Source organism: Streptomyces sp. NBC_01260, from assembly GCF_036226405.1.
In the GTDB taxonomy this organism is placed as follows: domain Bacteria; phylum Actinomycetota; class Actinomycetes; order Streptomycetales; family Streptomycetaceae; genus Streptomyces; species Streptomyces laculatispora.
In genome coordinates, this window is the sequence record NZ_CP108464.1 from 8,985,019 (window position 1) to 9,010,373 (window position 25,355).

24 protein-coding genes and 5 pseudogenes are annotated in these 25,355 nt (G+C 68.7%); 14 read left to right on the top strand and 15 right to left on the bottom strand.

All coding sequences use genetic code 11. The annotated features are described in order from the left end of the window. Positions 1-122 precede the first annotated feature (122 nt). The gene (locus OG322_RS40015; protein WP_329305886.1) at positions 123-1,538 is read left to right on the top strand and encodes an MFS transporter; all 1,416 of its coding nucleotides are present in this window, start codon (positions 123-125) and stop codon (positions 1,536-1,538) included. 7 nt (positions 1,539-1,545) lie between these two features. Next, positions 1,546-1,716, top strand: coding sequence for a hypothetical protein (locus OG322_RS40020; protein ID WP_266412976.1), 171 nt, complete (start codon positions 1,546-1,548; stop codon positions 1,714-1,716). A 141-nt stretch (positions 1,717-1,857) separates the two neighbouring features. Here OG322_RS40020 and OG322_RS40025 read toward each other — a convergent pair whose 3' ends face one another. Continuing rightward, entirely contained in the window at positions 1,858-2,100 is a 243-nt protein-coding gene (locus tag OG322_RS40025) for a helicase associated domain-containing protein (protein ID WP_266413257.1), read from the bottom strand. Between OG322_RS40025 and OG322_RS40030 the strand changes: the two genes are divergently transcribed. The 6 genes from OG322_RS40030 to OG322_RS40060 all read left to right on the top strand — a co-directional run bounded on the left by OG322_RS40030 (position 2,056) and on the right by OG322_RS40060 (position 8,644). Further along, positions 2,056-2,322 carry a hypothetical protein gene (locus tag OG322_RS40030; RefSeq protein ID WP_329307815.1) on the top strand — a complete coding sequence of 89 codons (267 nt, stop codon included), beginning with the start codon at positions 2,056-2,058 and terminating at the stop codon, positions 2,320-2,322. The genes OG322_RS40025 and OG322_RS40030 overlap by 45 nt on opposite strands. A 272-nt stretch (positions 2,323-2,594) precedes the next feature. Further along, a complete protein-coding gene (locus tag OG322_RS40035; protein WP_123465961.1) occupies positions 2,595-3,218 on the top strand; it encodes an RNA polymerase sigma factor in 624 nt (207 codons plus the stop codon). Next, positions 3,215-4,270, top strand: coding sequence for a CU044_5270 family protein (locus OG322_RS40040; RefSeq protein ID WP_329305885.1), 1,056 nt, complete (start codon positions 3,215-3,217; stop codon positions 4,268-4,270). The genes OG322_RS40035 and OG322_RS40040 overlap by 4 nt, the downstream gene beginning before the upstream one ends. 937 nt (positions 4,271-5,207) lie before the next feature. Next, on the top strand, positions 5,208-6,107 hold the full coding sequence (locus tag OG322_RS40050) for a serine hydrolase (protein ID WP_123465967.1): 900 nt from the start codon (positions 5,208-5,210) through the stop codon (positions 6,105-6,107). A 255-nt stretch (positions 6,108-6,362) separates the two neighbouring features. Further along, positions 6,363-6,761 carry a hypothetical protein gene (locus OG322_RS40055; protein WP_329305884.1) on the top strand — a complete coding sequence of 133 codons (399 nt, stop codon included), beginning with the start codon at positions 6,363-6,365 and terminating at the stop codon, positions 6,759-6,761. A 332-nt stretch (positions 6,762-7,093) separates the two neighbouring features. After that, positions 7,094-8,644 carry a N,N-dimethylformamidase beta subunit family domain-containing protein gene (locus OG322_RS40060; protein ID WP_260147218.1) on the top strand — a complete coding sequence of 517 codons (1,551 nt, stop codon included), beginning with the start codon at positions 7,094-7,096 and terminating at the stop codon, positions 8,642-8,644. Positions 8,645-8,933: 289 nt separating this feature from the next. Here OG322_RS40060 and OG322_RS40065 read toward each other — a convergent pair whose 3' ends face one another. The 7 genes and pseudogenes from OG322_RS40065 to OG322_RS40095 form a co-directional block, all read right to left on the bottom strand. Further along, a complete protein-coding gene (locus tag OG322_RS40065; protein WP_329305883.1) occupies positions 8,934-9,356 on the bottom strand; it encodes a hypothetical protein in 423 nt (140 codons plus the stop codon). Positions 9,357-9,441: 85 nt separating this feature from the next. After that, positions 9,442-11,568: a phosphocholine-specific phospholipase C gene (locus OG322_RS40070; RefSeq protein ID WP_329305882.1), complete on the bottom strand. Its 2,127-nt coding sequence runs from the start codon at positions 11,566-11,568 to the stop codon at positions 9,442-9,444. Positions 11,569-11,700: 132 nt separating this feature from the next. Beyond that, positions 11,701-11,898, bottom strand: a pseudogene (locus OG322_RS40075) (ArsB/NhaD family transporter); the annotation flags it as partial. A 56-nt stretch (positions 11,899-11,954) separates the two neighbouring features. Then, a complete protein-coding gene (locus OG322_RS40080) occupies positions 11,955-12,401 on the bottom strand; it encodes a hypothetical protein (protein ID WP_266412983.1) in 447 nt (148 codons plus the stop codon). A gap of 301 nt (positions 12,402-12,702) precedes the next feature. Further along, positions 12,703-12,915: a hypothetical protein gene (locus OG322_RS40085; RefSeq protein ID WP_123465977.1), complete on the bottom strand. Its 213-nt coding sequence runs from the start codon at positions 12,913-12,915 to the stop codon at positions 12,703-12,705. A 278-nt stretch (positions 12,916-13,193) separates the two neighbouring features. After that, entirely contained in the window at positions 13,194-13,634 is a 441-nt protein-coding gene (locus OG322_RS40090) for a hypothetical protein (RefSeq protein WP_123465979.1), read from the bottom strand. 409 nt (positions 13,635-14,043) lie between these two features. After that, on the bottom strand, positions 14,044-14,622 hold the full coding sequence (locus tag OG322_RS40095; RefSeq protein ID WP_206432452.1) for a plasmid pRiA4b ORF-3 family protein: 579 nt from the start codon (positions 14,620-14,622) through the stop codon (positions 14,044-14,046). 48 nt (positions 14,623-14,670) lie between these two features. Between OG322_RS40095 and OG322_RS41855 the strand changes: the two are divergent. The 3 genes and pseudogenes from OG322_RS41855 to OG322_RS40105 all read left to right on the top strand — a co-directional run. Beyond that, a pseudogene (locus OG322_RS41855) lies at positions 14,671-15,114 on the top strand (helix-turn-helix domain-containing protein); the annotation flags it as partial. Positions 15,115-15,161: 47 nt separating this feature from the next. After that, positions 15,162-15,689, top strand: a complete 528-nt coding sequence (locus OG322_RS40100) for an IS630 family transposase (RefSeq protein ID WP_266413258.1) — start codon at positions 15,162-15,164, stop codon at positions 15,687-15,689. A gap of 629 nt (positions 15,690-16,318) precedes the next feature. Continuing rightward, positions 16,319-16,927 carry a TetR/AcrR family transcriptional regulator gene (locus OG322_RS40105; protein WP_266412986.1) on the top strand — a complete coding sequence of 203 codons (609 nt, stop codon included), beginning with the start codon at positions 16,319-16,321 and terminating at the stop codon, positions 16,925-16,927. 135 nt (positions 16,928-17,062) lie between these two features. Here OG322_RS40105 and OG322_RS40110 read toward each other — a convergent pair whose 3' ends face one another. From OG322_RS40110 to OG322_RS40120, 3 genes and pseudogenes are all read right to left on the bottom strand, one after another. Continuing rightward, positions 17,063-17,824 (bottom strand): SDR family NAD(P)-dependent oxidoreductase, encoded by a 762-nt coding sequence (locus tag OG322_RS40110; RefSeq protein ID WP_164494524.1) that lies wholly within the window; start codon positions 17,822-17,824, stop codon positions 17,063-17,065. 355 nt (positions 17,825-18,179) lie between these two features. Next, positions 18,180-18,864: pseudogene (locus OG322_RS40115) on the bottom strand (SMI1/KNR4 family protein). 572 nt (positions 18,865-19,436) lie between these two features. Next, entirely contained in the window at positions 19,437-19,631 is a 195-nt protein-coding gene (locus OG322_RS40120) for a hypothetical protein (RefSeq protein ID WP_124286060.1), read from the bottom strand. 313 nt (positions 19,632-19,944) lie between these two features. Between OG322_RS40120 and OG322_RS40125 the strand changes: the two are divergent. Next, a pseudogene (locus tag OG322_RS40125) lies at positions 19,945-20,211 on the top strand (ISAzo13 family transposase); the annotation flags it as partial. A 10-nt stretch (positions 20,212-20,221) separates the two neighbouring features. Here OG322_RS40125 and OG322_RS40130 read toward each other — a convergent pair. After that, positions 20,222-21,153, bottom strand: a protein-coding gene (locus tag OG322_RS40130; RefSeq protein WP_266411293.1) for an IS5 family transposase whose coding sequence is annotated in 2 segments (ribosomal slippage) — positions 20,222-20,803 and positions 20,806-21,153 — 930 coding nt in all. Because the reading frame shifts where the segments join, the coding sequence is not laid out codon by codon here. 37 nt (positions 21,154-21,190) lie between these two features. On the opposite strand from OG322_RS40130, the pseudogene OG322_RS40135 reads away from it, so the two are divergent. Further along, positions 21,191-22,645, top strand: a pseudogene (locus OG322_RS40135) (ISAzo13 family transposase); the annotation flags it as partial. A 66-nt stretch (positions 22,646-22,711) separates the two neighbouring features. Here OG322_RS40135 and OG322_RS40140 read toward each other — a convergent pair. From OG322_RS40140 to OG322_RS40150, 3 genes are all read right to left on the bottom strand, one after another. Then, positions 22,712-22,855, bottom strand: a complete 144-nt coding sequence (locus OG322_RS40140) for a hypothetical protein (protein ID WP_329305881.1) — start codon at positions 22,853-22,855, stop codon at positions 22,712-22,714. A 102-nt stretch (positions 22,856-22,957) separates the two neighbouring features. Then, positions 22,958-23,830 carry an IS3 family transposase gene (locus OG322_RS40145; protein ID WP_329305880.1) on the bottom strand — a complete coding sequence of 291 codons (873 nt, stop codon included), beginning with the start codon at positions 23,828-23,830 and terminating at the stop codon, positions 22,958-22,960. Beyond that, a complete protein-coding gene (locus OG322_RS40150) occupies positions 23,827-24,138 on the bottom strand; it encodes a transposase (RefSeq protein ID WP_443066513.1) in 312 nt (103 codons plus the stop codon). The genes OG322_RS40145 and OG322_RS40150 overlap by 4 nt, the downstream gene beginning before the upstream one ends. Before the next feature lie 513 nt (positions 24,139-24,651). Between OG322_RS40150 and OG322_RS40155 the strand changes: the two genes are divergently transcribed. Beyond that, complete coding sequence (locus OG322_RS40155; RefSeq protein ID WP_123466001.1) at positions 24,652-25,311, top strand: NADPH-dependent FMN reductase; 660 nt, start codon at positions 24,652-24,654, stop codon at positions 25,309-25,311. Positions 25,312-25,355: the final 44 nt, after the last annotated feature.

Consider the following 25,355-nt stretch of genomic DNA (forward strand, 5'->3'; position numbering starts at 1 on the left):
CGGACGGCGGATCCCTGTCGCACCCGGGACGTGGCTCCCTGCTGCAGGCCGGTCTGTCCGTGGTCGCCACCTGGCTTCCAGACTCGGCCGCATACCTTCAAGAACGCCTCAGGAGTGTCCTGATGAAACCCCTGCTCAAGTCCTCCCCGGCCGCCCGCACCGCGGGCACGACGCCGGATCCGCCCCGGGGCGGATCCCCGACGGTGCTCGGTGCCGCCCTGCTGGGCTTCTTCCTCATCTCTCTGGACGCGTTGATCGTCACGGTCGCGCTGCCCGACATCGGCCGCAGCCTCGGCGGCGGCATGTCCGGCCTGCAATGGGTCGTGGACGGATACACGCTGATCTTCGCCGCCCTGATGCTCTCCGCAGGTGCCCTCTCCGACCGCATCGGGGCCAGGCGGGCGTACGGCGGCGGCCTTGTGCTCTTCGCACTGGCCTCGGCCGCGTGCGGCCTGGCGCCCAACCTCGGCGTGCTGGTGGCGGCGCGACTGGTTCAGGGAGGTGCGGCGGCGGTGATGATGCCGACGTCGCTGGCGCTGGTCCGGCAGGGCTTTCCCGACCAGGCGAAGCGGGCTCGGGCCATCGCCATCTGGACCGTGGGCGGCGCGGTCGCGGTGGCCGCCGGGCCGGTGCTCGGCGGGGCACTCACCGCTTCCGTCGGCTGGCGATGGATCTTCTTCGTCAACCTCCCGGCGAGCCTGCTGGCCCTCGCCCTGCTTACCCGTGTACCCGCCTCCCCGCGGCTGCCCGCCCGGCTCGACGCAATCGGGCAGGTGACAGCGGCGGTCGCGATGGGCGCGTTGACGTATGGCGTGATCGAGGGCGGCGCCGAGGGTTTCGGCCAGCCGTTCGTGGTGGCGTCACTGCTGGTAGCCGCGGCCGCAGCAGCCGCCTTCCTGGCCGCGCAGGGCAGGGGCGCGCACCCGATGCTCCCGCTGCCGCTGTTCCGATCGCGGGTGGTGGCGGTGTCCTTGATGGTCGGCTTCATGCTCAACGCCACCTACTACGGTGGGGTTTTCGTCTTCAGCCTGTACCTACAGCAGGAGCGCGGGCAGACCGCGCTGCACGCGGGCCTGATGTTCATTCCGATGACGGCACTGGTCGCAGTGGTGAACCTGGCCTCGGCGAAGCTGGCCGAGCTGTTCGGCCCGCGCGTGCCGATGGTGGCGGGACAACTGATCGGGACAGCCGGGCTACTGGCGCTGCTCACCATCGGCGCGCACACCAACATATGGGCGGTGGCGGCGCTGATGGTGCCGGTCGGCCTCGGCGGGGCGCTGACCGTGCCGGCGCTGACCGCGATGATGCTGGACGCGGTGCCCGCGGAACGGGCGGGTACCGCCTCTGCCGTACTCAACACCGGCCGCCAGGTCGGCGGCGCGATCGCGGTGGCAGTCTTCGGAGCGCTGCTGGCGGGAGCGGACACGTTCCTGGCTGGCATGCGGTGGAGCGTGCTGCTCGCGGCGGCCGGGCTCGTACTGACGGCGGGCGCGACGCTGACGCTGTCGCGGGACGGGCGCCGGGGTGCGGAGATGTGAGCTGGCCATGCAGTTGCTACTGCTGGACCTCGACAACACCCTGGTCGACCGCGATGTGGCCTTCCGTGCTGCCGTCGCCGACTTCCTTGCCCAGCACGGCCTGCCCGATTCCGACCTCACGCGAGTGGCGACGATACGCCAGCGGCTACTCCGCGCTGCACGAAGTCGCCTCGGCTGACCGACAGATACGGCGACGCCGTGCCAACCACGGCTGTCCGCGCCCTTCTCGACATCGGCGTCGCCGACCATGCCGTCCTGGCGCACTCATCCCGTGAAGCGCTGAGCGAAACACAGGACGACGGCTGGACCTGCGTGATCGTCACCAACGGCCCCGCAATGCCGCCGGCGGTCCACCGCATTCCGACCTTGGACAGCCGCTCCGCCCGCTCCGTGTCAGTGTCGCTGCCCGGGTCCGCTGGTTGGCGACCCAGGCGCCGAGCTTGAGAGGCCGCTGCTTCTGGTCACCGCTGTCTCCGTTGACGGTGATGGTTTCGACGTGCTTGCGAGGTAGACGGATGTGCCCGTCACGCTCGAAGTGCTGCCGGGCGGCGGTCAGGTGCATGACCCATTTCTCGCCTTGGCTGATGCGTGGCTTCAGATTCTTGTCCTCGCCTGCCGGCTCGATCCCCAGTACCTGCTCGCACATCCACGGCCGACCACCGCCGAGCTGCTCACACCCGAGCCTCACCGATGCCAGTCACCGTCCGAGGTCCTCGCCCAGGCGCACGACACTGCCCGCCAGGGTGGGCAGCGTCCCGCCGGCGTCCAGGTGCCCCCCTCGTGAGGGGGAAGCAGCGCTGCCACGCCACCGGCCATGCCGGACACCAGGACGGGGGGCGCCGTCGCGTAAACCCGCGTCGACCCCTGGGCTCACGCGGGACAAGCACCCCTCAGTACCCTCTCTCCCGGTGGGCGGTAACCCGGCCCGTCTGTCCACCCGCCCGGCTGTGGCGCAGGTCACAGGAACTGGGGCGTGGTCGCGGAGAGATACTGAGTGTGAGGGAACCACCAGAGTCAGAGGCCCCGGAAAACTCGGATAGCCCGGAGAACGACGATGTGCGCCGACGTCTGCGCGCGGGGGACCGCGAGGCGTTCGCCGGGCTGTACGAGCGGTACGCCCACGCCGTCTACCGTCACGCGCTGCGCCTTACGGGTGACTGGTCGGCCGCCGAGGACGTCATGGGCGAGACCTTCCTCGCCGCCTGGCAGGGGTGGGAGCGGCTGGAGGAGGGCCGGGGTTCCGCGCTGCCGTGGCTCCTCGGCATCGCCACGCACAAGTGCGAGAACACCCGGCGGGGACTGCGGCGCCGGCTCGCCTTCCTTGCCCGTCAGCCGGCGCCCGCCGCCGTGGCCGACTTCTCGGGCGAGACCGCGTCTCGGCTCGACGACCGGCGCTATCTCCAGGCGGTCTCAGTGGCGCTCGGCCAACTGCGCCGCCAAGAAAGGGAAGTGCTGTCCCTGCACGTGTGGTCCGGGCTGGACTACCAGCAGACGGCCGAAGCGCTCGGCGTCCCGGTGGGCACGGTGCGCTCGCGTCTCTCGCGGGCCCGCAAGAAGCTTGCGCGGCTCGCGCAGGTTGCGGAACTCCCCAGCGAGGAAGCGGAACCCACGAGGGCCCGCGGAGAGGTAATGAATACAGCCGCACTCGCGGCTCTGCCCGTGCGGGAGGAAACCCGATGAACCGCGAAGACGCCGCCCCTCCTCAGAAGGACGGGAACGACGACGGCCAGCACCTGGCCCGGCTGCTTCCGGCTCCGGTGACCGAGGACCTGTCGCCCGAGCAATTCCGTCGCCAGAAAGAAATCCTGATGAACCGCATCGACGCCGACCAGGCCACCGCCCCCCGTCGCGACCGTCCGGCCGCCGCCGCTCCCCGTCCGGCCCGCGGTCTCCTGCGCCCGGCCCTCCTCGTTCCCGTGTCGGCGGTGGCGCTGGCCGGGGTACTCGCGGGAGGCATCGCCCTCAGCACGGGCGACGACCACGGCACCACGGCGGCCACCTCGTCCGCCCCGGCGGTCCGGGGCGCGGGCGGCCTGCTGCACCGCCTCTCGACCGTCGCCCTCGCGAGTGATGCCCCCGTCGTACGCGACGACCAGTTCCTCTACACCCGCTCCAAGATCCAGGAGGCCGATATCACCAGCGGCAAGGCCGTGCTGAGCCCGCTGCACGAGGAGCAGGTCTGGTCGGCGCAGGACCCGCGCCCGCTCAAGAAGCTCGGCCTGGTCCGGGCCGACGGCGAGGACAGCGTCATCAACGCCCCGCTGGGCGACGACAACGGCACTCCCGCCGGGCTGGACCGCCCCACCTACAACTGGCTCGCCACGCTTTCCACCGACCCCGACGAACTCCTGGCCTACCTGTACGCCCACGTCACGAAGGACCCCGACCAGGAAACCGATCAGATCGTCTTCGAGCAGATCGGTTCCTGGCTCGGGGGACTGGTGCCGCCGAAGACGGCCGCGGCCCTCTACCAGGCGGCGGCGAAGATCCCGGGCGTCCAAGAAGTCCCGGACGCCAAGGACGCGATCGGCCGCAGCGGCCTCGGCATCGTCCGCGAGGACACCCGGTACGGCAACCGCAGCGAGTGGGTCTTCGACAAGGATGACTACTCCTTCCTCGGCTCCCGCAACTACCTGACGAAGGACACCCCGTGGGGAGAGTCGGGAACCCTCCTGTCGAGCAGTGCCGAGATCGAGCACGGCGTCGCCGACAAGGCGGGACAGGCCTCCTGAGGCGGCACGCAAGGCCGCCTGGAAGCGGCAGGCGAGCTGACCGCCCCCGCGCGTCCCGGACCCTCGCGGGGGCGGGTCCGGGACGCGCGGGGAGGTGCCTGCGGTGGCCCGCTCGGCACGACCGCCGACGACGACGGTCCCCGGATTCCGTGTGCACCGGCGCGGCAGCAACGATGAGGATCGCTGCCGACTGGGCTCATTCCTCAGAACGGCGAGGTCGAGTCGGCGGAGGCGTGCGGGGTCGGCGATCACCTCGTACGCGGCGATCCGTCCCTTCTCGATGGTGAAGGTGAGCGCGATCAGCAGCTGACCACGCGGGGCCACCACGGGCAATTGGTCGGACGCGCCGACCTCGGCCGCCGCGCCGGCACCCTCACTGTCCTGCAAGTCGACCTTGTCCCCGATGCCGGACGGACCGCCGCGACCCAGTTCGCCCACGCCTGCCATACGCTCGCTGGAGCGACCGGCCAAAACCGCGTCGAACTCACCGACAAAGCGACGTACCCAGCAAGAGTGACCTCCCTGAAGACCGCGCTCGACGGACTTCGCCTGGCTCATCCGCTGGTGTATCGCGGGTACTGACGGGAAGCCGCCGCGTGGGTCGTCCCGGTACGAGCGGGCCCGGGTCGCCAGCCTCGCCCTGCATGAGTTGGCGTAGGTCCTCGGCGAGTGGGCGGGCGGAGTTGGGTGTGTGCGGTGACGATCAGCCAGGTCCACGGGCCGTTCGTGGCGGGGTGACGGACACGTGGCGCGGTCCAGTCGAGCGTCTGCTTGATCATTCTGAAGGTGTGCTCGATGCCGAACCGCCTGTGGGTCTAATCACAATTCGGGTCGAAACGGGTCATGAGTGACGAGGGTTACTTCACCTGGCACGCTTTTCGTCTACTTTCGCCATGCAATTCCATTTTAGTGACCTATTGCCGAGGCCTGCCTGACCATGCCCTACTCGCATTCCATACCGCATTCGAAGACCTCAGCCAGGCACCGAGGTAGCCGTGCCGGCGCCTGCGCCGGTGTGTTCCTGGCTTCGGTGACATCCCTCTTCTCCCTCGCCGCGCTGCACGCGGCGCCCGCTGCCGCCGCGCCCGCGCCGTCGGAGCAGACCCGTGCCACGGCTGGCGTCAACGCCGCGGTGCAGCCTCAGAGCAAGCCGCGTGTGACAGCGGCGGTGCTCAGTCTGGACGGCGGGAGCCGGAAGCCTTTGCTGTATGGCGAGGACGCCCCTTACGACACCGCCAGCATCGTTAAGGTCGACATTCTCGCGGCGCTGCTGCTGCAGGCACAGGACGCGGGCCGGCATCTCACGGTCCAGGAACGCGCGCTAGCCGAACCGATGATCCGGAACAGCGACAATGCGGCGGCGAACGCCCTGTGGAGCGAGATCGGCCGGGCACCGGGCTTGGACGCGGCCAACAAGCGCCTGGGACTGGCCTCGACCAAGGGCGGCCCCGGTACGAAGTGGGGGCTGACGCGGACGACGGCGAGTGATCAGATCAGGCTCCTGCTCACCGTGTTCGACAGCGCTGCGACGTCGAAGACCGACTCCCCGCTGAACAAGGAATCCCAGGCCTACATCCAGACCCTTATGAGCCGTGTCGCGAGCGACCAGGCGTGGGGTGTATCGAAAGCCTCCGGCGCCGAGTATGCGTTGAAGAACGGCTGGCTGCAGCGCACTGCCTCCGGGCTCTGGGACGTCAACAGTGTCGGCCGGGTCACTGCGGACGGACACCGCTACCTCGTCGCCGTACTGTCGGACGGCAGTGCGTCGATGAGCGACGGCATCTCACTGGTGGAGCGGGCGGCCCGGCAGGCCGTGCCCGCGACTGCCCGGACCTGACGAGCCGACGCGTCCGGAACCGGAGGACCGCTTCAGGATCGTGCCGCTGCCCTGCGGCGTATATACGCCGCTCGGCGATCACGGCGGCCACAGCGGACGGCAGCTCCGGCGTCCGCGCGGCGATGTCCAGGAGCGCGGCAGCGTCGTTGTGGTGGCCCAGCCACGCGGCCTATACGCGGCGGAGGTAACGAGGTTCGTTGTTGAGTGACGGGTGGTCAGTGATGTTCCGGCCTCGCGGGCCAGCCGAATCCCCGTGTGGTAGACGCGCTGAGCCTGAGGGTGTTGGCGTGCGTCGAAGAGCATCCAGTCGACACCACCCGGGAAGTGCTCTGCCAGATGCCGAGGCCCCAGGTGAGGTCGCCGCTGGCGCTCCCGGTGGAGTCGTCCATCTCCCGGAGGTCCCGGACGGCGCTTTCGATCGAGCGAACGAGCTTCTCGTTCAGGCGCGTGGCAGCTGGCGCGGCGCTGGCGCGCTATCGGGCCGAGCAGGAGTGTGAGAGCGGGCGCGGTGGCTGCCGCTTTGGTGAGCATGAGCAGGTTTCGGCGGTCCATGATGTCTCCCTGGCTGATTTCGTGGAGCAGAGCCTCCGGGGGGCGTCTCCGGGCGTCTCCGGGCGTGTCGAGGTGATGGTGACGATTCCGAGGACGATGTAGGTCCCATCCGACGTCGGACGCGGTGATGCGCCGCCCGGCCCTGGCGGTGAGCACGGCCAGGGCGTCCGCCTGGTTGGTCAGGCTGCGGGTGTTCACGAGTGGGTGCGAGGTGCGGCGATGAAGCCCGTCGGAGATCATTTCCCGTCTCACCGGACATCGTTCCCCACCGCTGCGCGAACGCTCGAACCCGGGCGGTCGATGCACCCGGAAGGCTGCGGGACCGGCCGGGCATCCGGCCCCTCCCTGGTGGCCGGAGGCGCGGTGCTCGACCACGATTGCGGCAAGAGCACGCGAGGCCTCTGACACGTGGGACGGATCCGATGGATGTTCCGATGGACGCGGAGCGAGAACGCGCCGGGGGCGGTGGTGACGGCACAGGCCTGGACCGCAGGCGGTTCCTCGGGGCGACCGCGGCGGCCGGGGTCTGGGCCGCGGGCACGATGCTGGCAGGCTGCGACATGGCGTCCGGCGGCGACCCGGGCGCGTCGGCCGGCCCGTCCGAGGCCTCCCGTCCGGGCGACTCCGGCTGGCGCATCCGTTCGGCGGGTCCGCCCGAGGCCGCGCTCGGCTATACCGACAAGGTGAGCGTTCTGCCGGGCGAGGACTTCGGGCTGTACGTGTCCACCACTGCGCCGGGGTTCCGTGTCTCGGCGTACCGGATGGGCTGGTACAAAGGCGCGCAGGCCCGCCTGGTCTGGCACTCCGGCAGGGTGGCCGGGCGCATCCAGGGAGAGCCGGGTCTGGCTCCCAGAACGCGTACGGTGCGGGCGGACTGGAAGCGTACGGTCCTCGTACACACCGACGGCTGGCCGGAGGGTGCCTACCTGCTCCGCCTCGACGCGGAGAACGGTCACCAGCGATACGTCCCCCTGATCGTTCGCTCGGCGAACGCCAGGGGGAAGACCCTGCTGATCCATGCGCCGGCGACCTGGCAGGCGTACAACCAGTGGGGCGGCTACAGCCTTTACGAGGGCGCCGGCGCGTCGTACGGGACGCGTGCCCTGGCCGTCTCCTTCGCCCGGCCGTACGACAGCAACGGAGCCGAGAAGTTCCTGGTGTACGAGCGGGCCATGGTCGTCCTCGCGGAGCGGCTGGGCATACCGCTGGCGTACACCACCGGCATCGACATCCACCGCGATCCTGCGGTGCTGCGGAGTGCCGTGTCCGCGGTCACGCTCGGCCACGACGAGTACTGGACACCCCAGCAGCGGCAGTCCATGACCCGGGCCCGCGACGCCGGCACCAACCTGGCCTTCCTCGGCGCCAACACCTGCTTTCGCCGGATCAGGATCGAGGACGGGGACCGCACCGTGGTCTGCTACAAGACCGACTACCGCCACGATCCCCTGTATCCCCGCCACGGCGCCCTGGTGACCACCGACTTCCGTCAGGTACCCGATCCCGACCCGGAATCGTCCTTGACGGGAGTCCTCTACGAGGGCTATCCCACAAACGCTCCCTATGTCGTACGCAACGCCGGTCACTGGCTCTTCGCGGGCACTGGAGTGAAGCAGGGCGACTCCTTCCCCCACCTCGTCGGCGTCGAGTACGACCGTGTCACCCCGGGAGCACTTCCGGACGCGCCGATCGAGATCATCGCCCACTCCTCCTTGGTCTGCAACGGCAGGCGAAGCCACTCCGATTCGGCGTACTACACGGTGCCGAGCGGGGCGGGCGTCTTCGCGTCCGGGACGATGCGGTGGGTCGAGGGCCTCATGGCCGGGACGGGGGAGAACGGCCGCAACCACGGCATGGACGCGCGCACCGGAGCCTTCGTGACCCGCACCACCGAGAACCTGCTCCGGGCCTTCGCGGAGGGACCGGCCGCGAAGACCAGGCCGGCACCCCGCGACAACGTGCGCGAGGTCTACGGCTCGGCGTGAGACGGACGCGCATGCGCCGACCGGCCGTCGCGCTGATGATGTGCGGCGAGACGTCAGGCCGACGACCGTCCGGCAACCCGACCCCGCGTACCAGCAGTTCGCATGGGCGACGACGACATAACCGGCGAGAGAGGCTCGGGAGAAGCTGCTGGGCGGCGTGGCGTGGATCTCCAGGTCCCAGAACGGATCACCGTTCGGATAGTCGTTGAGCACACTGCCCAGGCTGCGGATGTTGCCCGGTGGCCTTCCGGGATGATCTCGGGGACGCCGTCCGTGCTGCCCGGCAGGATCACATCGGCGGCTGTCCGCGCCCATCCGGCGGCGTTGCGGGGCAGGCCTCGGGCCCGTCCCACTCAGCGAGCGGAACCTGGACCTCCGGCGCGCCGAGCAGCGCGTCCGCGTCCGTGTCCCACTCCTCCAGGCTCCCGGTGCACGGATGAGCCGCGTGCCCGCACCCGCCGGCCTGGAGGTGCTGCTCGTCCATGGCCTCGACGGCGGCGCCGAGCGCGTCCACCACGGCCCGCTCGACGGGGGCGTCGCGTCGCCCGAGGACGTACCGCGCCATGTTCACCAGACCGAAGGTCAGCAGGACCGCCTGCTCGCCGTCCGGTTCGGCGGCGAGCAGGCGGGCGCACTCCAGGACGACGGGGTCCGCCTCCTCGGGGGCGGCGCCCGCCGTGACTCCGGCCCATCTCTCGATCAGTTCAGTCATGATCAAGGAAATGCCGGCCGCGCCGCGGCGGTTCCGGTGGGCGCCGAACTCCCGTACGTAATGCAGGGCCTGCCGGGGCGGCCCGTCAGCCGGAGACGCTCGCCCGGCCGTTCTCGATGTGCCCCATCAGCCGTCGCCGGAAGACATCGTCCCCGTTGACGGTGACGGACAGGTCGTACCAGCCGTGTGCGTCGGCCGCCGAGTGCACGACCGTACGGCTGCGTCCCGGCTTGACCTTGACGGTCCTGGTCCAGTCCCGCAGGTCCGCCTCCTCGACGTAGCCCAGCGGCCGTACGGTGAAGGTGAGCGTCGTCCGCCCCGTGTTGCGCAGGGTGAGATGCAGATCCCGCTCATGCGCGTCGACCCGCGAGGCGACCTCGGCCCCGGCCGAAGCGCCGTCCTTCGCGGGCCCGGCGAACTCGCGCCGGAAGCCGTTCGGGCCTGTCACCGTGAACCGGTACGCCGCACCGGTAAGGGGCACCGTCCATTGCGCCGTGCCCTTTACATCCCGGTGCTGCGGTACGGGGAACTCCCCCGCGTACGGATACAGCGCGAAGTGCGCGGACGAGCGCCCCGTGTTGCTCAGGGCCACCTGCACCGCCCCGTCCACCAGCTTCGCCTGGGCGTCCGGCTGGTACGGCAGCGCGCGGGCCGGGCGGGCCCCGGACTCCTGTACGGGCATGTGCTGCACGAGCGGCGGTTTCGGCGCCCAGCGTCCGCTGAACGGCGGGATGGCACCGGGCTGCTCGACCTTGGGCCGGCGCCGCGCGCGCTCGAAGTCGAAGGCCGAGGTCAGATCGCCGGTGGCGGTGCGCCGCCAGTCGCTGATGTTCGGTTCCTTCACGCCGGTCCAGCGCTCCAGGAAGCGGATCACAGAGGTGTGGTCGAAGACCTCGGAGCAGACGTAGCCGCCCACGGTCCACGGCGACACGACGAGCAGCGGCACCCGGATCCCGAGACCGGTGGGCTTGCCCTCCCACTGCTCCTCGGCCACCTCGGGCGGTGCGACCGGCGGCGGCACGTGGTCGAAGAAGCCGTCGTTCTCGTCGTAGTTGATGAGGACGGCGGTGTGCCGCCACACATCGGGGTGCTTGCCCAGCGCGTCCAGGACCTTGTAGACGATCGTCGCGCTGTGGATCGGCGAGGAGACGCTCGGGTGCTCGGAGTCGACGGCCGACGGCACCAGATAGGAGACCTCGGGCAGCGTGCCCGCCGCCACGTCCTTGGCGAACTCATCGGCCAGCTTTCCGGTCTCCACCCGGCGCAACGCACGCTCGAAGAGGCTGCGCTCAGCCTTGTCCAGGGTGGCGACACCTTCTTCGAGCAGACCGAACAGCCGCTCCCGCTCCGTGGCGTCCGCGTCCCGTACCGCCGAGTAGAACGACTCCATGTATGTATGGCCGCCGGTCTGCGCCAACGCCTTGCGGGCGATCGCCTTGAAGGTGGCGAAGAACTCGATCTGGTTGTCGGTGAAGTTCTCCCACTCGGTGTACGTGCGCCAGCTGCGCCCGGCCTTCTCCAGCCGCTCCGCGTACGTGCCCCAGTCGTACCCGGGGTGCGTGCCCTCGTTGTACGCGTCGTTCCCGACGGCCCGCTTGCCGTTCGCCTCGTTGCCCGTCTTCCCGCTCCACAGGTGGTTGCGGTTGGGGCTGGTCGAGGTGTGGATGGAGGAGTGGTAGGCGTCGCAGACCGTGAAGGTGTCGGCCAGTTCGTAGTGCAGCGGGATGTCACGGCGGTCGTAGTACGCCATGGTGGCGGCCGTCTTCGCAGTCACCCAGCCGTTCATCCACCCCCCGGCCCATGCCTTCCCGCCACCGCTCCAGGAGTGGTCGAGCGCGCCGATGTACTGGAGTTCTTTCTTCTGCGTCTCGGCAGCGCCCCGCACCGGGAACGGCAGCACAGAGGTGCCCAGCAGCGCGGGCTGCTCGAAGACCGGCTTGCCGGAGGGCAGCTCGACGGCGTTGCGGTCGCCGAAGCCGCGCACTCCCCGGAGCGTCCCGAAGTAATGGTCGAAGGAACGGTTCTCCTGCATCAGGATCACCACATGCTTGATGGCTCCGAGCCCGTCACCGCCACCGGACCCCGCCGAATGTGCCGGCTGCGCGGCAATCGCGACCTGCAGTGACGGCGGAAGCAGCGACCCCGCAGCCGCGACGCCGAGTGCACCGCCGCCGAGCGCGAAGAGCCGGCGCCGTGAAATGTCCGTGGTCAAGCGAGCCTCCCGAGTCGTGTCGTTCAGCCCGGAGACTAATCAAGCCAGGTGACGCCGGGAGGGATTCCGTACGGCTCGGTGGTGAACGTCCAACAGGTCGGCCAGGAAAGTCCAACCGCGCCCCGCACCTGGTCACACTCCGATCAGCTGCGGCGCACCCCACAGCACGACCGTCGACACGGCGAGCGTCGCCGGTACGGTCAGCAGTCCGAGCCGGGTGAAGTGGCCGAGGTCGGGCGCGGCGCCGTGGGTGTGCAGGATGCGGCGCCAGAGCAGGGTGGCGAGCGAGCCGACGTAGGTGAGGTTCGGGCCGAGGTTCACCCCAATTATTCATAGGAAGAGAGGGGTGCCTCCCCGCATCCGGGGAGGCACCCCAGCCCATTACGTCAGCAACTGGCGACAGGGGTCTGGAAGTTACCCTGGCCAGAGACATTCATGAAGGTGGAGTTACAGACCCAGTCGTAGTCGTTACGAGTCCAAGTGTTGGTCTTTGTCGTACCGGAGGCCTGAGTGAAGGTGCCTCCCCAGTAGGTCGTGCCCTTGTAGGTGTACCCGAGCTTGGCAGTAATGCTGGATCCACTCAACTTCGTGTACTTCGTAGCTGTTGAGGTCGCCGTGGCGCCCGAATGACCCTTCGGGTGGAAGAGGGCGCCACTCGACAGGGAGGTGCAAACGTAATTGTTGTTGAACCGCTCGTAACTGGGGCATCCAGCAGTGAGTACCGACGCATCATCACCTTCGGTGGCATACGCAGTTTCCGTAATCCCGCTCAGCGCCATGGTCGCAGGAGCGGCTAAAAGATATACAACTGCCTTACGCGAGGACTTCTTCATTGCGATTTCCCCCAAATGTAAGACTGAGTAAAGCCCTGACCCCGGGAGGAGGTTCACGATGAAAGCGCAACATCTCCGCGAATCCCTCCGGTTCGTTCTGTAACGTAAAACCCAAGTGTGCGGCTGGACAGATCGATCGACGACGGGTAGACAAGCACGCGAAGCTCCTGGCCGACACGGGTGATCTTGGTCGTGAATCCAGGAGCTTCGTCATGTTGTACAGCCGACCAACTCACGCTCCGGAACATCAGGTTGGAAGAGGCTCAGTGGCTGGCCTGATCCGTGGGCGCCCTGTTTCAGTTCAGAGGGCGTGTCCGTGGTGGTCGATGGCTGCGGGCAGGGCACGGAGCTGTTCGGTCGGGGCATGCGGCTGCGGAGCTTCGGCGCGAGCGCGGGGCTGTTGGTGGTGTCCGAGGGCGAGGTCGGCTTCGGCCTGGTGGAGGTTGAGCTCGGGGTCGTCGAACCCGAGCCTGCCCGGCGCGGTGCCGGATGGGTCGGCTTCCAGTTCCGCCAACGCTGTGCGCAGGCCCGGTCGGCGTCGTCGGCGCGTTGCAGGTGGGCAAGAGTCGACAGCAGGCCCCAGGCACACAGCTGTGTCCGGGGCAGGCCGACCGGGCGCTGCCGGAAGCCGTTGGCCGCCACCATTCACGGTGGTCCCCGGCGGGTCGGCCCGGCCTCCCCGCCGGCCACCCGGCCGCGGTCCGCCACGCGCCCGTGGGTCGGCTTGTGTCAGGGCAGGTCGATGTGGGCCAACGGTTCAGTTCGACGCGAGTGTGCGCTGATGATCCCCGGTCAGCGGCGGCCGGTGGCCAAGGTGACGAGGAACTGGCCGCCGCCCGCTTCGATGGCGGCGGTCACTGGCAGCCCCGGTACCAGGCGGGAGAACCGATCCACCAGCCAATCCGCCGCCTCTTGGGCGTCCTGCCTGTTCGGACAACGGCCCACCATCTCGCGGCCCCCCTTGCGCTCCAGCCTTTCGGCAACGGTGATCAGCGGCGCGGGGTCGACCACGTACAGGCGGTCCGGCCAGGCGATGACCACTTTGACCGCGCCCTTGCGGGTGTTGCACCCGCGGTGCGCGAGCCGCTCGGCGACCTTGGCCTTCCGGTCGGCGGTCCGGCTGTCAACGCTGGGCCCCCGCGGGTCGTTCACCGACATGTCGGGATTGACCGGTTCGTCGCACACCCAGCACCGCCAGCCGTCGCGCTCGGCCACATCATCAAGGAGAGTCACCCGACCAACCTAGTGCAGCACCGCGTTGATCCTGCGGGGGTTTGACTGGTGCTTGGGCTGTTCACTGCTGTTCTGTTTGGTGTTCGGCCCATGCGTCTCCCGCTGGCGTGTTCTCGATCCAGCAGCCGTCACCCATCGGCTGCCAGTCGAATGCCACGCACTGGGACATCAGTCGGCTCGTGACCTGTTCGGGGGTGCCTGGCCACGGGATGATCCGTTCGCAGGGGTTGCCGATCTTGGCCAGGCCACCTTCGAGCAGGGCCCGGGCGGCGTCGGATACAAGCTCGCGGTGGGTCCGACTGCTGCTCTTCCGCCGCGACCCGCGAGTACCAAACCAGGTGGTGGAGGGATACGAAGTCGTCCGTTCCCTCGACCAGGACGTCGTTGACCACACGGCGAACCGCCGGCTTCACTGGTCCACCTTCTTTGCCGAAGCGGCGGCCAGGGCGGCGTTGACGGCGGCGAGGTCGAAGGCCGTCGGGTCGAACTGCTCGGCGGAGTCGAGGCCGAGCCAGTCCAGCCGCTCGTCGTGCTCGTCGTGGGCAGGGTCGGCGAGGATCTCGACGAGTTCCTCGTAGCCCCACATACCGCCGCAGTCCTCCGGTGGGCAGGCGCGACGGCCGCTCAGGCAGTGCGGGTAGGCAGTGCCGGGCTCGGCGGCGTAAACGGCCTCGACGAGGATGTCGTGCTCCCAGGCGTCGCCGAAGTCGTAGGTGTAGCGGAGCCGGTCGCCTGCCCGGGCGACGTCGCGGAGCTTCTTCGCGGCAGCGCTGCGGTGGCCCAACTCGGGATCCGATATGCCGAATTCCCCCCACGGGGTCTCGATGACCCACAGGTGGTAGCCCTGCCAGCCGAAGGCTTCCTGCACGATGCGGTGCAACTGCTGCAGGGTGCCGGTGGAGGGAACCTCCAGGCGGCGCCAGATCGGGGGCTTGGACCCGCGTAGGGTGACCTTGATCCGGTGGACGCTGCTGCGGGTGTTCGCCATGGAACCATCCTGCCAGCCGTCCGGTCCAGCAAGCGGACAGCAGCCCCGATGACGTATACGGCGCGCGACACTGACCGCCATGACCATGGACGCCGGGGGTGGGGCACGGCGGTGAGCAGTCCGTTCACAGTGATCTGGGACAACGGCCGGCGAGAACTGCTGGAGGAGTTGGCGCTGGCGAACCGCCCGCTGCGGCGCGTCCAGCGTGCGCGCACTGCTCTGGCCGCCGCCGGCACCGCCGACGCCGTGATCGCGCGGACGCTGGGCCTGCACCTGGACACCGTTCGGCGCCGGCGCAGACGGCTGGCCGCCGAGGGCCTGGCCGCGCTTGAGGACCGGCCCCGACCGGGCCGCCCCCGCCGCTATGGACCCGATGTGCACTTGGCCATCGTTGCCACGGTGACCTGGGCCAGGCCCGCCACCGAGAGCCACTGGCCCCATCGCGCCATCGCCCAGCACCTGCCCGCCACCGGGACCTCCGCCTCCCAGGTCGGACGGATCCTGGCCGACCTGGACCTCAAGCCCCATCTCGTGCGCGGCTGGCTCACCCGCCCGAGGACCCCGACTTCTTCCTCAAAGCGGCCGAGCTCTGCGCGCTCCACCTGCACTGTCCGCCCGGATCGGTGGTGCTCAGCGTGGACGAGAAGACCGCGATGCAGGCCCGCTCCCGCCGACACCCGACGCGCACCGCCCGCCGGGGCGACGTCAAGCGCCGCGAGTTCGAGTACCGCCGGCACGGCACCGCATCCATCGTCGCGGCCCTGGACATCCACACCGGACAGGTTCTGATCGAGAGCATCGCCCGCAACGACTCGGCCACCTTCATCCGGTTCCTACGCCTGCTCGATCACAGCATCGCCCCGGACCTGACCATCCACCCGGCGATGGACAACGGCTCCTCGCACACGTCCAAGGCCACCCGGGCCTGGCTGGAGGCACACCCACGGTTCGCCGTGCACCACACTCTCAAGCACGCCTCCTGGCTCAACCAAGTCGAGATCTTCTTCTCTATCCTGGCCCGCCGCCGCCTCCTACACCGTGGCGAGTTCACTTCCCGCCAGGACTGATCGACCAGATCAGGGACTTCACCCTCGCCTACGACGACCAGGGCTGCCCGTTCCGCTGGACCTACGACGGCACCCCGCTCAAGGCAGCCTGACCCCCGCAGGATCAACGAGGCGCTGCACTAGAGATTGACGAAGGGCCTTCGACCGGGCAGACAGACTCTCTGCCCCGTCCTCGCGCACAAGGTCCCTTGCACAGTGGCGGTTCCCCAGGGGCGGGGTAGACCAAGTCCGGCCCGCTCATCCTTCAGGGCTGCACCCTTCCAGAGGTCCAGGCCGACCCGAGGGGCCATGATCAGTTCTCCGGCCATGCGGATCGCGTCGTGGCGGGGTCCGGGCTGCGGAGCTGCTCTTTGGCGTCGGGCAGGCGTACGTCCAGTACCGCGTGGAGGGTCAGCAGAAGGAATGTGGTGCGTGAGTGCGATGGTGTCATTCGAGGCCGGCGAACGCAGCGGCTGTCTGCAGTTGCTTGTCATCCTTGTTGACACCAGTTCCGAAGGGCCGGCCCCAGGGTGAGGTGTGTGCCCGAGGACCACGTCCGGGGGCCTTCGCATTCATAGCGCGGCTGACCCGTAGACGTCGATGCGGCAGGGTTAAAATGGACCATGAAGTCCATTTTGAGGAGGCGGAGCATGCCAGGGGAGCTGACGGCGAAGGGTAAGGCGACGCGGAGCCGGATCGTCGAGGGGGCCGCGGCGATGCTGCGGGAGAAAGGCGTCGCCGCGACGACGCTGGACGACATCATGGCGCGGACCGGCACCAGTAAGAGCCAGTTGTTCCACTACTTCCCGGCCGGCAAGGACGAACTGCTCCTCGCGGTGGCCCGGTTCGAGGCGGATCAGGTCTTGGAGGACCAGCAGCCGTATCTGGGCCGCCTCGACTCGTGGGAGGCCTGGGAGCGGTGGCGGGACGTGCTGATCGAGCGCTACGAAGAGCAGGGGGAACAGTGTCCGCTCGGGTCGCTGTTCCTTCAGATCGGGCGTTCGACTCCCGGGGCGCGGGCGATCGTGATCGAGTTGATGCGCCGCTGGCAGGAGAGCCTGGTGGTGGGCATCCGGGCGCTGCAGGCGGCTGGCTTGCTTCCCGCCGAGCTCGATGTCGACGTGCGGGCCGCGGCGCTGTTGGCCGCGATCCAGGGCGGCGTGTCGATTCTGCTGACGACGGGTCGGTCCACGCATTTGCGCGCCGCTCTCGATCAAGGGATCGCAGACCTGCGCCGGGCTGGTTGCGCCGTGGCGTGACCCGGTGTCGGCTGATTCACGGTCCGGCCTCGGGCTGGGCGCCGTCGTGCCGGGCTGCCGCGCACCTGCCCCCGCGCGGTGCGTTCGCGTGCGAACGCGAAACGGGCCGGGCGCTTCTGGGGAAGGTGCCGCACGTCAGCCGGCGATGACGGCGGTGGTGGTGCGGCCGCCGTCGACGTCGAGCACGATGCCGTGGACGAACGAGGACTCGGCGCAGGCCAGATACACGGCGGCGTTCGCGATGGCATCGGGGGTGCCCATCCGTCCGTAGGGGGTGCCCTTCATCATGATCTCGCCGGGGTGAGCCTCTCCGGGTGCGGACGTCTGCACCACGCCCGGAGAGATCGCGTTGACGCGAATGCCCTGCGGCCCGAACTCCGCTGCCCAGGCCCGGGTCAGGGTCTCCATGGCCCCCTTGGTGGAGCTGTAGAGGGCGCTGGGAATGCCCAATCGCGCGATCCAGGAGCCCAGGTTGATGATCACCCCGCCGCCGGCCTCCACCATGGCGGGTGCGATGGCGGCGGTCAGGAAGAACGGGGCCTTCACGTTGACCGCGTAGACCTGGTCGAAGGTCTTCTCGTCGGTGGTCGCCGTGGTGTTGCTGGGGTAGATGCCGGCGTTGTTGACCAGGACGTCGATACGGCCGCCGAGGATCTGCGCAGCCTCCTGGGCCAGCGCCTGCGAAGCGGCGGCACTTCCGTCCAGGTCAGCCTGCACGAAGTCGGCGCGGCCGCCGCATACGCGGATCCCGTCGACGACCTCCTTGCCACGCTCGGCGTTGCGGCCCGAGACGGCGACGTGCGCGCCCTCGGCGGCAAAAGCCTCCGCGATCGCACGCCCGATGTTGCTGGTCGCTCCGGTCACCAGGGCGGTCAGGCCCTCAAGCCGCATAGACATGATCCACTCCATTGGTTGGTTCTCCACCGTTAACCCGAACGGCCGGACCGCATGCCGCCTTCGACCGGACGGGGCCCTGGACAACCAGGGCGCAGTGCCACTGTGCAACGGCAAAATTGGACTCGCAAGTCCAAAGTTGAGGTGTTCCGGACCGTGGGCCGACGCGGGTCCGATCCGTCCGCGACCGGACCGCGCACCTGCCCGCGTCGAAGGCGAGCCCAGATGGCGGCCGTGGATCTCGGTGGAACTCCCGGCGGATGGCGACCTCTGCCCGCAGGGCGGGTGGCAGGACCGTGAAGGTACGCGACACTCATCGTGAAGGCGGGCCCCTGGCGTGCCTCACCGTCAATCGGCGTCAGGTTCTCGCGGGTGGGTGATGCGCAATGAGCTCTGCCTTCTCCAGCCAGCCGGTATACCAGTGAGTGAAGGTGACCGGCTTCCCGTCGGCGAGGAGTGGGGCGAGGTCGGCGTCGTCCGCGCGGCAGTCGGACCAGATGGTGCCGCGGTGGGTGCCGCTGATGATCAGCCATTCCCTCTGGGCGCAGCCGAGGTGGGAGATCACGATGGCGCCTGCGGTGCGCTCGGGGGCGAACATCAGAGCGCCCCACCGTTCGTCCCATGCTTCGATGGCGTCGTCGAAGTCCTCGATCTCGTCGAAGTCCTCTTCTTCAGGGCGTTCGGCGAGGAGTGCGTCGAGGGATTCGAGGTCAGGACCGGTCGGGAAACGGCCGGGCGAGCATGGACAGGTCGGCCAGGTCGGCACCGTCCCCTTCCCAGCGCCAGCGGCCTTGCACGCGGTGCACGGGGAAGAGGCCGTATGCGGGACCTGCGCCGCCGGCGCCCACGCAGGTGAGGAAATCCCGGTAGTCCCCCGGCAGCCGCACACCCACCTGCGCTTCGAGCTCGGCAAGCTCCTCATCGGTCAGCGGGTCTTCCAGGATCCACCCGTGCCCGGGTGAGCCGAACACCGTGCCGCTCCCCGGCTGGGTACCCAATGCGGCCACGCGCCGGCGTATATCGTTCCACTGCTGATCAACCATGCGCAGACCGTATGCGGAGCCAGTGACAGCGGGAGCGACCCGGGCTCACTGCACGCCGAAAGGCCAACTACGACGCTCAGCCGGGCCAAGCAGTTCGCCATAGGGCCAACTGGAGCGCTCTCTCAACATGCCGATCGGCGGCCGGAATTCGTTGTCAACAGCTATCGTGGACGGGGAAAATGGCTGTACGGCTTCCTGGTGGCCTGCGGAAGGAGCGAGCGTCTCGGCGTACCGGGACCTTCCTGATCGGCCGTCCATGCCCCGATTCTGGCGGTCAATTTTCGTGAGCAATGGGCAACTTGCGCGTTTTGCCCAAACATCCTCGATGCACACCAACCCGTTCAGCACGGCCGGTCGTCGGGGGAGCGGCACCTGCATACCCACCGACGACCGGGCCGTCAATGTCACCCGAAGCCGCCTCGGACGCCTCACCCGCCAAGGCTTCCTCACCCACCCCGACGAGGCCGCTACAAGAGAGCCCCCTTTGTGTACACGGACCGGCCGTTGCGACCGTCCGTGGAAGTGGTGGAGCGAAAGGGGCGCGCCGGTAGCTCGGGGGAGTGGTAGTGAGGTCAGGTGCGGTGCAGCCACCACCAGGCGTTGGGATTGGCGACCAGCAGGCTCTGGAGCGACCGATTGATCGTGTCGTTGCTGTGGTAGCTCAAGGCGGGGCCAATGCCGTCGTAGTACCAGGTCATCATCATGGTGAGGTCGATCTCCTGGCCGTTCGCCTGCCAGTCGGCCTGCAGGACATCCCCATCGCCCATGAAAGGGCTGGTCCAACGAACACCAGGCCCGGCTGGATCTTTTCCGATGGCTGCACCGATACAACACCGCCCGCCACCGTGAACTCGCGGGACACGGTCCTCAGACCAGGGATCAGAGCGCAATGACGTACAGGCAACGGAGCTCCGTGAGTGGCAGAAGTATTGGCGGACTACCTGCTCCAACGGGGCTCCGTCGCCTATGTTCCCTCCCGCGTCAAAGTCACCGCCAACACGCTTGCTACCAGCGCGAATGCGTTAAGGGCCTGCGGAGAATCAAGTCGTTGCTTCCCGCCTTGAGCCTCGTTGATGTGGTATGGGGAGTTCGGAGGAGATCGAGGAGGCGTTGGCCGCGAAGGTTCAGGCGCTGTTCCCGCACCTGGACGAGCGTCAGCGTCGGCTGGCCATAGGAGCGGAGGCTCGCTCGCTGGGCCATGGCGGGATCCGGCTGGTGGCCCGGGCCGCTGACGTCCGTGAGGGCACCGTGTCGCGTGGGGTGGCTGAACTGGAGTCGGGCGAAGCCCCGTTGGGACGGGTGCGCCGGGAGGGCGGCGGCCGCAAGCGTGCGGTGGACCTAGGTCCTGTTTCTCGGATCATGTACGGAGCCAGATCATGAGTGCTGCGAGTGTGACGGTGCCGAGGTAGATGTAGGCGCGTTTCTCGTAGCGGGTCGCGACGGCGCGGAAGCCTTTGAGGCGGTTGATGGTGCGTTCGACGGTGTTGCGCTTCTTGTAGAGCTCGCTGTCGAAACCGGTAGGCCGACCGCCGCGTGAACCTCGGTTCTTGCGGTGTCTCTGCTGGTCGAGACGTTCGGGGATGGTGTGCCGGATTCCGCGTCGTCGCAGGTAGCGGCGGTTCTTCCGGGACGTGTAGGCCTTGTCCGCCAAGACATGGTCGGGCCGGGTGCGTGGCCGGCCGACTCCGGCTCGCGGCACCAGAACCTGTTCCAGCACCCGCTCGAGCTGGGGTCCGTCTCCGTAGTGTCCGGGTGTCAGGACGAAGGCGAGGGGCCGGCATCGTCCCTCGGCAACGAGGTGGATCTTGGTGGTGAATCCTCCGCGGGAACGTCCCAGACATTCGCCGACCTGACCACCTCCTCCAGGCGGATGGTCAGTCTCCGCAGTACCGGATCGACCTGGTTCGTCCCCCACTTGGCCCCCCTTTGAGGGACGGCGGCCGGGGGCGCTTTCCTCGCACCGGCGGCGTGCTGGTGGGCTCGCACGGCTGTCGAGTCCACCGACACGTCCCAGTCGATGCCGCCCTCGGCGTCCTCGGCTACCTGGATGCGAGACAGCAGCATCTGCCAGGTTCCATCGGCTGACCAGCGACGATGTCGTTTATAGACCGTCTCCCATGGCCCGAATCGCTCCGGCAGATCCCGCCACTGCACGCCGGTCCGCACCCGGTAGAGAACCCCGTTGATCACCCGGCGGTGATCGCTCCACCGACCTCCACGCGTACCACCAGGAGGTAGGAACGACTCCAGCCGATCCCACTCCGCATTCGTCAGATCCCCACGGCCCATGAACCCAGCCTGGCCCCAACACCCCTCGCAGGTCAGGAGATCCGAGAAACAGGACCTAGACCCGGGCCTGCGGCCCGCGCTGCTGGCCCTGGTCGAACCGGACATGCGGGGTGATCCGATGTCGCCGCTGCGCTGGACGACGAAGTCGACCCGTCACCTGGCCGCCGAGCTGACCGGGCAGGGACACCGTGTCTCGGCGGAGACTGTGGCCGACCTGCTGCGGGAGGAGGGCTTCAGTCTGCAGGGCAACGCCAAGACCATCGAGGGCAGGCAACACCCGGACCGAGACGCCCAGTTCCGTTACATCAACGAACGCGCCAAGGACTACCAGGCTGGCGGGGACCCGGTGGTCAGCGTGGACACCAAGAAGAAGGAGCTGGTCGGTAACTACAAGAACGCCGGCCACGAGTGGCAGCGCGAGGGCGAACCGACCCGGGTGCACACTCACGACTTCCCGGACCGCGAGCTGGGCAAGGCGATCCCGTACGGAATCTACGACCTGACCGCAAACACCGGCTGGGTCAGCGTGGGCACCGACCACGACACCGCCGCCTTCGCCGTCGAATCCGTCCGCCGCTGGTGGAACAGCCAAGGACGCGGCGCCTATCCGCACTCCCGGCGGCTTCTGATCACCGCGGACGCGGGCGGCTCGAACGGCTACCGCACCCGCGCCTGGAAGAGCGAACTCGCCGCCCTGGCCGTGGAAACCGGCCTGGAAATCACCGTCTGTCACTTTCCGCCAGGTACTTCAAAATGGAACAGAATCGAGCACCGGCTGTTCTCCCATATCACGATGAACTGGCGCGGCAGGCCGCTGACCAGCCACGAAGTCATCGTGAACAGTATCGCCGCGACCACCACGCGCACCGGGCTTACCGTGCACGCTGAACTCGACACCGGCGCCTACGAGACCGGAGTCCGCATCGGTGACCGGCAGATGGACGCGCTGCCCCTGCACAGCCACGACTGGCACGGCGACTGGAACTACACGCTGCACCCCCAGGAGCACTGCCGGGACGGGATCCCGCCGCTCCCGCCCCAGAACCAGCCCGGCCAGGGCCGGGAGTGGCTCGCTCATCCGGCCCTGACCGGCATCCAGCCGGATCAGTGGGACCAGCTGTTCGCCGAACTCGCAGCGGCCCGCGAGACCCAGCGGGAGGAAGTCCTGCAGCAGCGACGCGGCGGCGACCGGCAGAAGGTGCCCGCAGCCGGCCTCTATACCGGCCGGCGCCCCGGCCTCAGCCTCGTCGACCGGCTTCTGGCCACCCTCCTCTACGAACGTCACGGGCTCCCGCAAGTGACGATCGCCCCGCTCTTCGGAGTAGTACCCCAGAGCCTCAACCGGGTCATCAGCCAGACCCGACATCTTCTCCACGAAGTCGACTACACCATCGAACCCACCGAGACACAGCTGGCCACCCTCGACGATCTCACCGACCTCGCCGCACACCTCGACATCCCCACCCCAGAGATCAACACGGCGAGTTATTGATCCGCAGGCCCTAACTACCCGGCCTTGGATCAAGGTCCCCGGCCCAGATGCCCCGCCTCTCGATGGCTACATCCGCACGCTCCACGCCGAGGCGATGGCCACGGACACCGCCGGGGAGCGCTGGCTGTTGACGTGCTGGGCCGTCGCAAGGATGGCGCGGCCGGAGTGCTTGCCGTCGTAGAGGGCCGCGTCGGCGGCCCTCTGCAGCACGGTTAGGTCGCGGGTAGCGATCACGTCCGGTGTCGCGGCTCCGACCGATGCGGCGACGGTCGTGAGCTTGTTCCGCTTTGACGGACACCATTGGTGTGGTGGTCAGGCTGTGAGTGCAGTCTCGTACTCGGCGGGGCTGAGGTAGCCGAGGCTGCTGTGCAGTCGGTGCAAGTTGTACCAGCCCTCGATGAAATCGAAGATCGCGGTTCGGGCGGCGGCCCGGCTGGGCCAGGCGGAGGTGCCGAGCAGTTCGCGTTTGATGGTCGAGAAGAACGACTCGGCGAGCGCGTTGTCCCAGCACTGGCCGGTGCGACCGACCGAAAGTCGGACCCCGAACTGGGCTGCCAGGGAAGCGAATTGCTGGCTGGTGTATTGACAGCCGCGATCCGAATGGAAGATCACGGGGTGGGTGGGGCGACGCTGCTGGCAGGCGGCTGTCAGCGCCTCGGCCACCAGCTCGGTCCGCAGGTGATCAGCGGTTGCCCAGCCGACCACGCGCCGGGAGGCGATGTCGATGACCGTGGCCAGATAGAGCCAGCCCTCCTCGGTCGGGACATACGTGATGTCGCCGCACCAGCGGGCATCGAGCCCGGCGCGGTCGGGCTGGAAGTCCCGGACGATGAGGTCGGGACGGAAGGCAGCCCTGGGATCGGGGATCGTGGTCACGTGCCGTCGTCTGCGGTGCCGGCCCTGCAGCCCGGCGGCCCGCATCAGTCGTGCGACACGACGACGGCCACACCCGGCACCCTCGCGCTTGAGCACGGCATGCACGCGCGGGGACCCGTAGGTTCCGCGGGACTTCGCATGGGCCTCGAGAATCTGCTCGGTCAGCTCGGCATTCCGCAACGCGCGGGGTCCGGGCAGGCCGGAGCGACGGGCATAGAAGGCGGTCCGGGAGACCTTCATCAGCTCACACGCCCGTTTGACGCTGTGACCTGCGCGTTTCTCCGCCTCGATGAACGGGTGCACCGTCACCGGGTCTCCTTCGCGAAGAAAGCTGTGGCCCGCTTGAGGACGTCGACATCCTCACGCAGCCGGCGGTTCTCCCGCCGCAACGCGGCCAGTTCCTCGCGCTCACTGCTGGTCAGCCCGTTGCGCTCGCCCGCGTCGACCTCGGCCTGCTTCACCCAGTCCCGCACCGTCGTCTCGGTCAGTTCGAAGTCTCTGGCGACCTGCCCGACCGAGCGGTCACCTCGTCGGCACAGACCGACGATCTCGGCCTTGAACTCCGGCGTGAACGAACGACGAGGGCGGCGAGGCTTCTTCTTCCCCATGCTCTCCATGATGGACATCCTCCCGGGGCAGAACCCCAGATCTCGAATGTCCGTCAAAGCGGATCAAGCCCACCCCGCCCTTGCCCCGCACGGTGTACAGCCGGTCCCGGTCCTGGCAGACCGCCAGCCCCCACACGGAATCGACCTCGATCCGGGCCACCGTCTTCAGGGGCCCGATCTCGATCACCAGCACCCCGTCGTCCGTGCCCAGGTAGAGGTGAGTGCCGGCCTTGTTCCCCGCCAGCAGCCCGAGCCCCCGGCGGACCCGGCCCCAGTCTCGCCCCGGATCGGACACGGTTCCCAGCACCTCGCCCGACTCGGGGGCGACCGCGGAAACCGCCCACCGTGCCCGCCGCGGAGGGCGATGCCCACCCTGGCGGCCCCGAGCGGGCGCCGAACCATCGGCCTGGCCGGCTCCGGGCTGTCGGTTTCCGGCCCTGTCGCACGGCGGCGCTCTCGGAACCACACTGGTCGGTGGGGCGCCCCGTCTGGGGCGCGTGCCCACGACGGAAGGACCGAGCCATGCCCACGGACACACATCCCGGCCCGCTGCGGGTTCTGGTTTTCGGCGCGGCGCTGCGGGCCGATTCGACCAACGCCCGTCTCGCCGCCCTCGTGGCCCGCCTCATCTCCGACACCGGTGCCACGGCTGACCTCGCCCCTATGCGCGACTTCGACATGCCCTTGTACGACGGCGACATGGAGACCGCCGGAGGACTGCCGCAAGGGGCCCTCGCCCTGCGCGACCGACTCGAGCAGAGCGACGCCTTCGTCATCTCCTCGCCGGAGTACAACGCCTCCGTGCCGGGAGTGCTGAAGAACGCGATCGACTGGGTCTCCCGTGTCCGGCCGCAGCCGTTCAAGACCAAGCACGCGATGCTCGTCTCCGCCTCGCCGTCCCTGATCGGCGGCAACCGCGGGCTGTGGACCCTGAGGATTCCCCTGGAGCACCTGGGTACCCGCGTCTACCCGGACATGTTCAGCCTGGCCAATAGCTACCAGGCCTTCGCCGAGGACGGAACGTTGACCGACCCGGGGCTGCAGCAACGTCTCACCGAGACCGTGACGGCTTTCCTCAGCCTCGTCGAAGCGGACGTGCGACACGTCTGCCTGGAACGCCGGTGGTACGAGTTCCTGGGAGACCGCACCGAGGCAGCCATCACCCAAAGGGCCGAGGCGTGATGCCGGGACGTCATGAGGCCCTACGCACGGGCTGTCGGCGCAGA

What these genes read in the sequence shown, in the direction of transcription:
- OG322_RS40080 (WP_266412983.1), bottom strand. Translation starts at nt 12,401, where the DNA reads ATGAAGAAGTCCTCGCGTAAGGCAGTTGTATATCTTTTAGCCGCTCCT.
- OG322_RS40020 (WP_266412976.1), top strand. Translation starts at nt 1,546, where the DNA reads ATGCAGTTGCTACTGCTGGACCTCGACAACACCCTGGTCGACCGCGAT.
- OG322_RS40110 (WP_164494524.1), bottom strand. Translation starts at nt 17,824, where the DNA reads ATGTCTATGCGGCTTGAGGGCCTGACCGCCCTGGTGACCGGAGCGACC.
- OG322_RS40105 (WP_266412986.1), top strand. Translation starts at nt 16,319, where the DNA reads ATGCCAGGGGAGCTGACGGCGAAGGGTAAGGCGACGCGGAGCCGGATC.
- OG322_RS40050 (WP_123465967.1), top strand. Translation starts at nt 5,208, where the DNA reads ATGCCCTACTCGCATTCCATACCGCATTCGAAGACCTCAGCCAGGCAC.
- OG322_RS40040 (WP_329305885.1), top strand. Translation starts at nt 3,215, where the DNA reads ATGAACCGCGAAGACGCCGCCCCTCCTCAGAAGGACGGGAACGACGAC.
- OG322_RS40095 (WP_206432452.1), bottom strand. Translation starts at nt 14,622, where the DNA reads ATGGCGAACACCCGCAGCAGCGTCCACCGGATCAAGGTCACCCTACGC.
- OG322_RS40065 (WP_329305883.1), bottom strand. Translation starts at nt 9,356, where the DNA reads ATGACTGAACTGATCGAGAGATGGGCCGGAGTCACGGCGGGCGCCGCC.
- OG322_RS40060 (WP_260147218.1), top strand. Translation starts at nt 7,094, where the DNA reads ATGGACGCGGAGCGAGAACGCGCCGGGGGCGGTGGTGACGGCACAGGC.
- OG322_RS40155 (WP_123466001.1), top strand. Translation starts at nt 24,652, where the DNA reads ATGCCCACGGACACACATCCCGGCCCGCTGCGGGTTCTGGTTTTCGGC.
- OG322_RS40015 (WP_329305886.1), top strand. Translation starts at nt 123, where the DNA reads ATGAAACCCCTGCTCAAGTCCTCCCCGGCCGCCCGCACCGCGGGCACG.
- OG322_RS40120 (WP_124286060.1), bottom strand. Translation starts at nt 19,631, where the DNA reads ATGGGCGATGGGGATGTCCTGCAGGCCGACTGGCAGGCGAACGGCCAG.
- OG322_RS40025 (WP_266413257.1), bottom strand. Translation starts at nt 2,100, where the DNA reads ATGCACCTGACCGCCGCCCGGCAGCACTTCGAGCGTGACGGGCACATC.
- OG322_RS40150 (WP_443066513.1), bottom strand. Translation starts at nt 24,138, where the DNA reads ATGGAGAGCATGGGGAAGAAGAAGCCTCGCCGCCCTCGTCGTTCGTTC.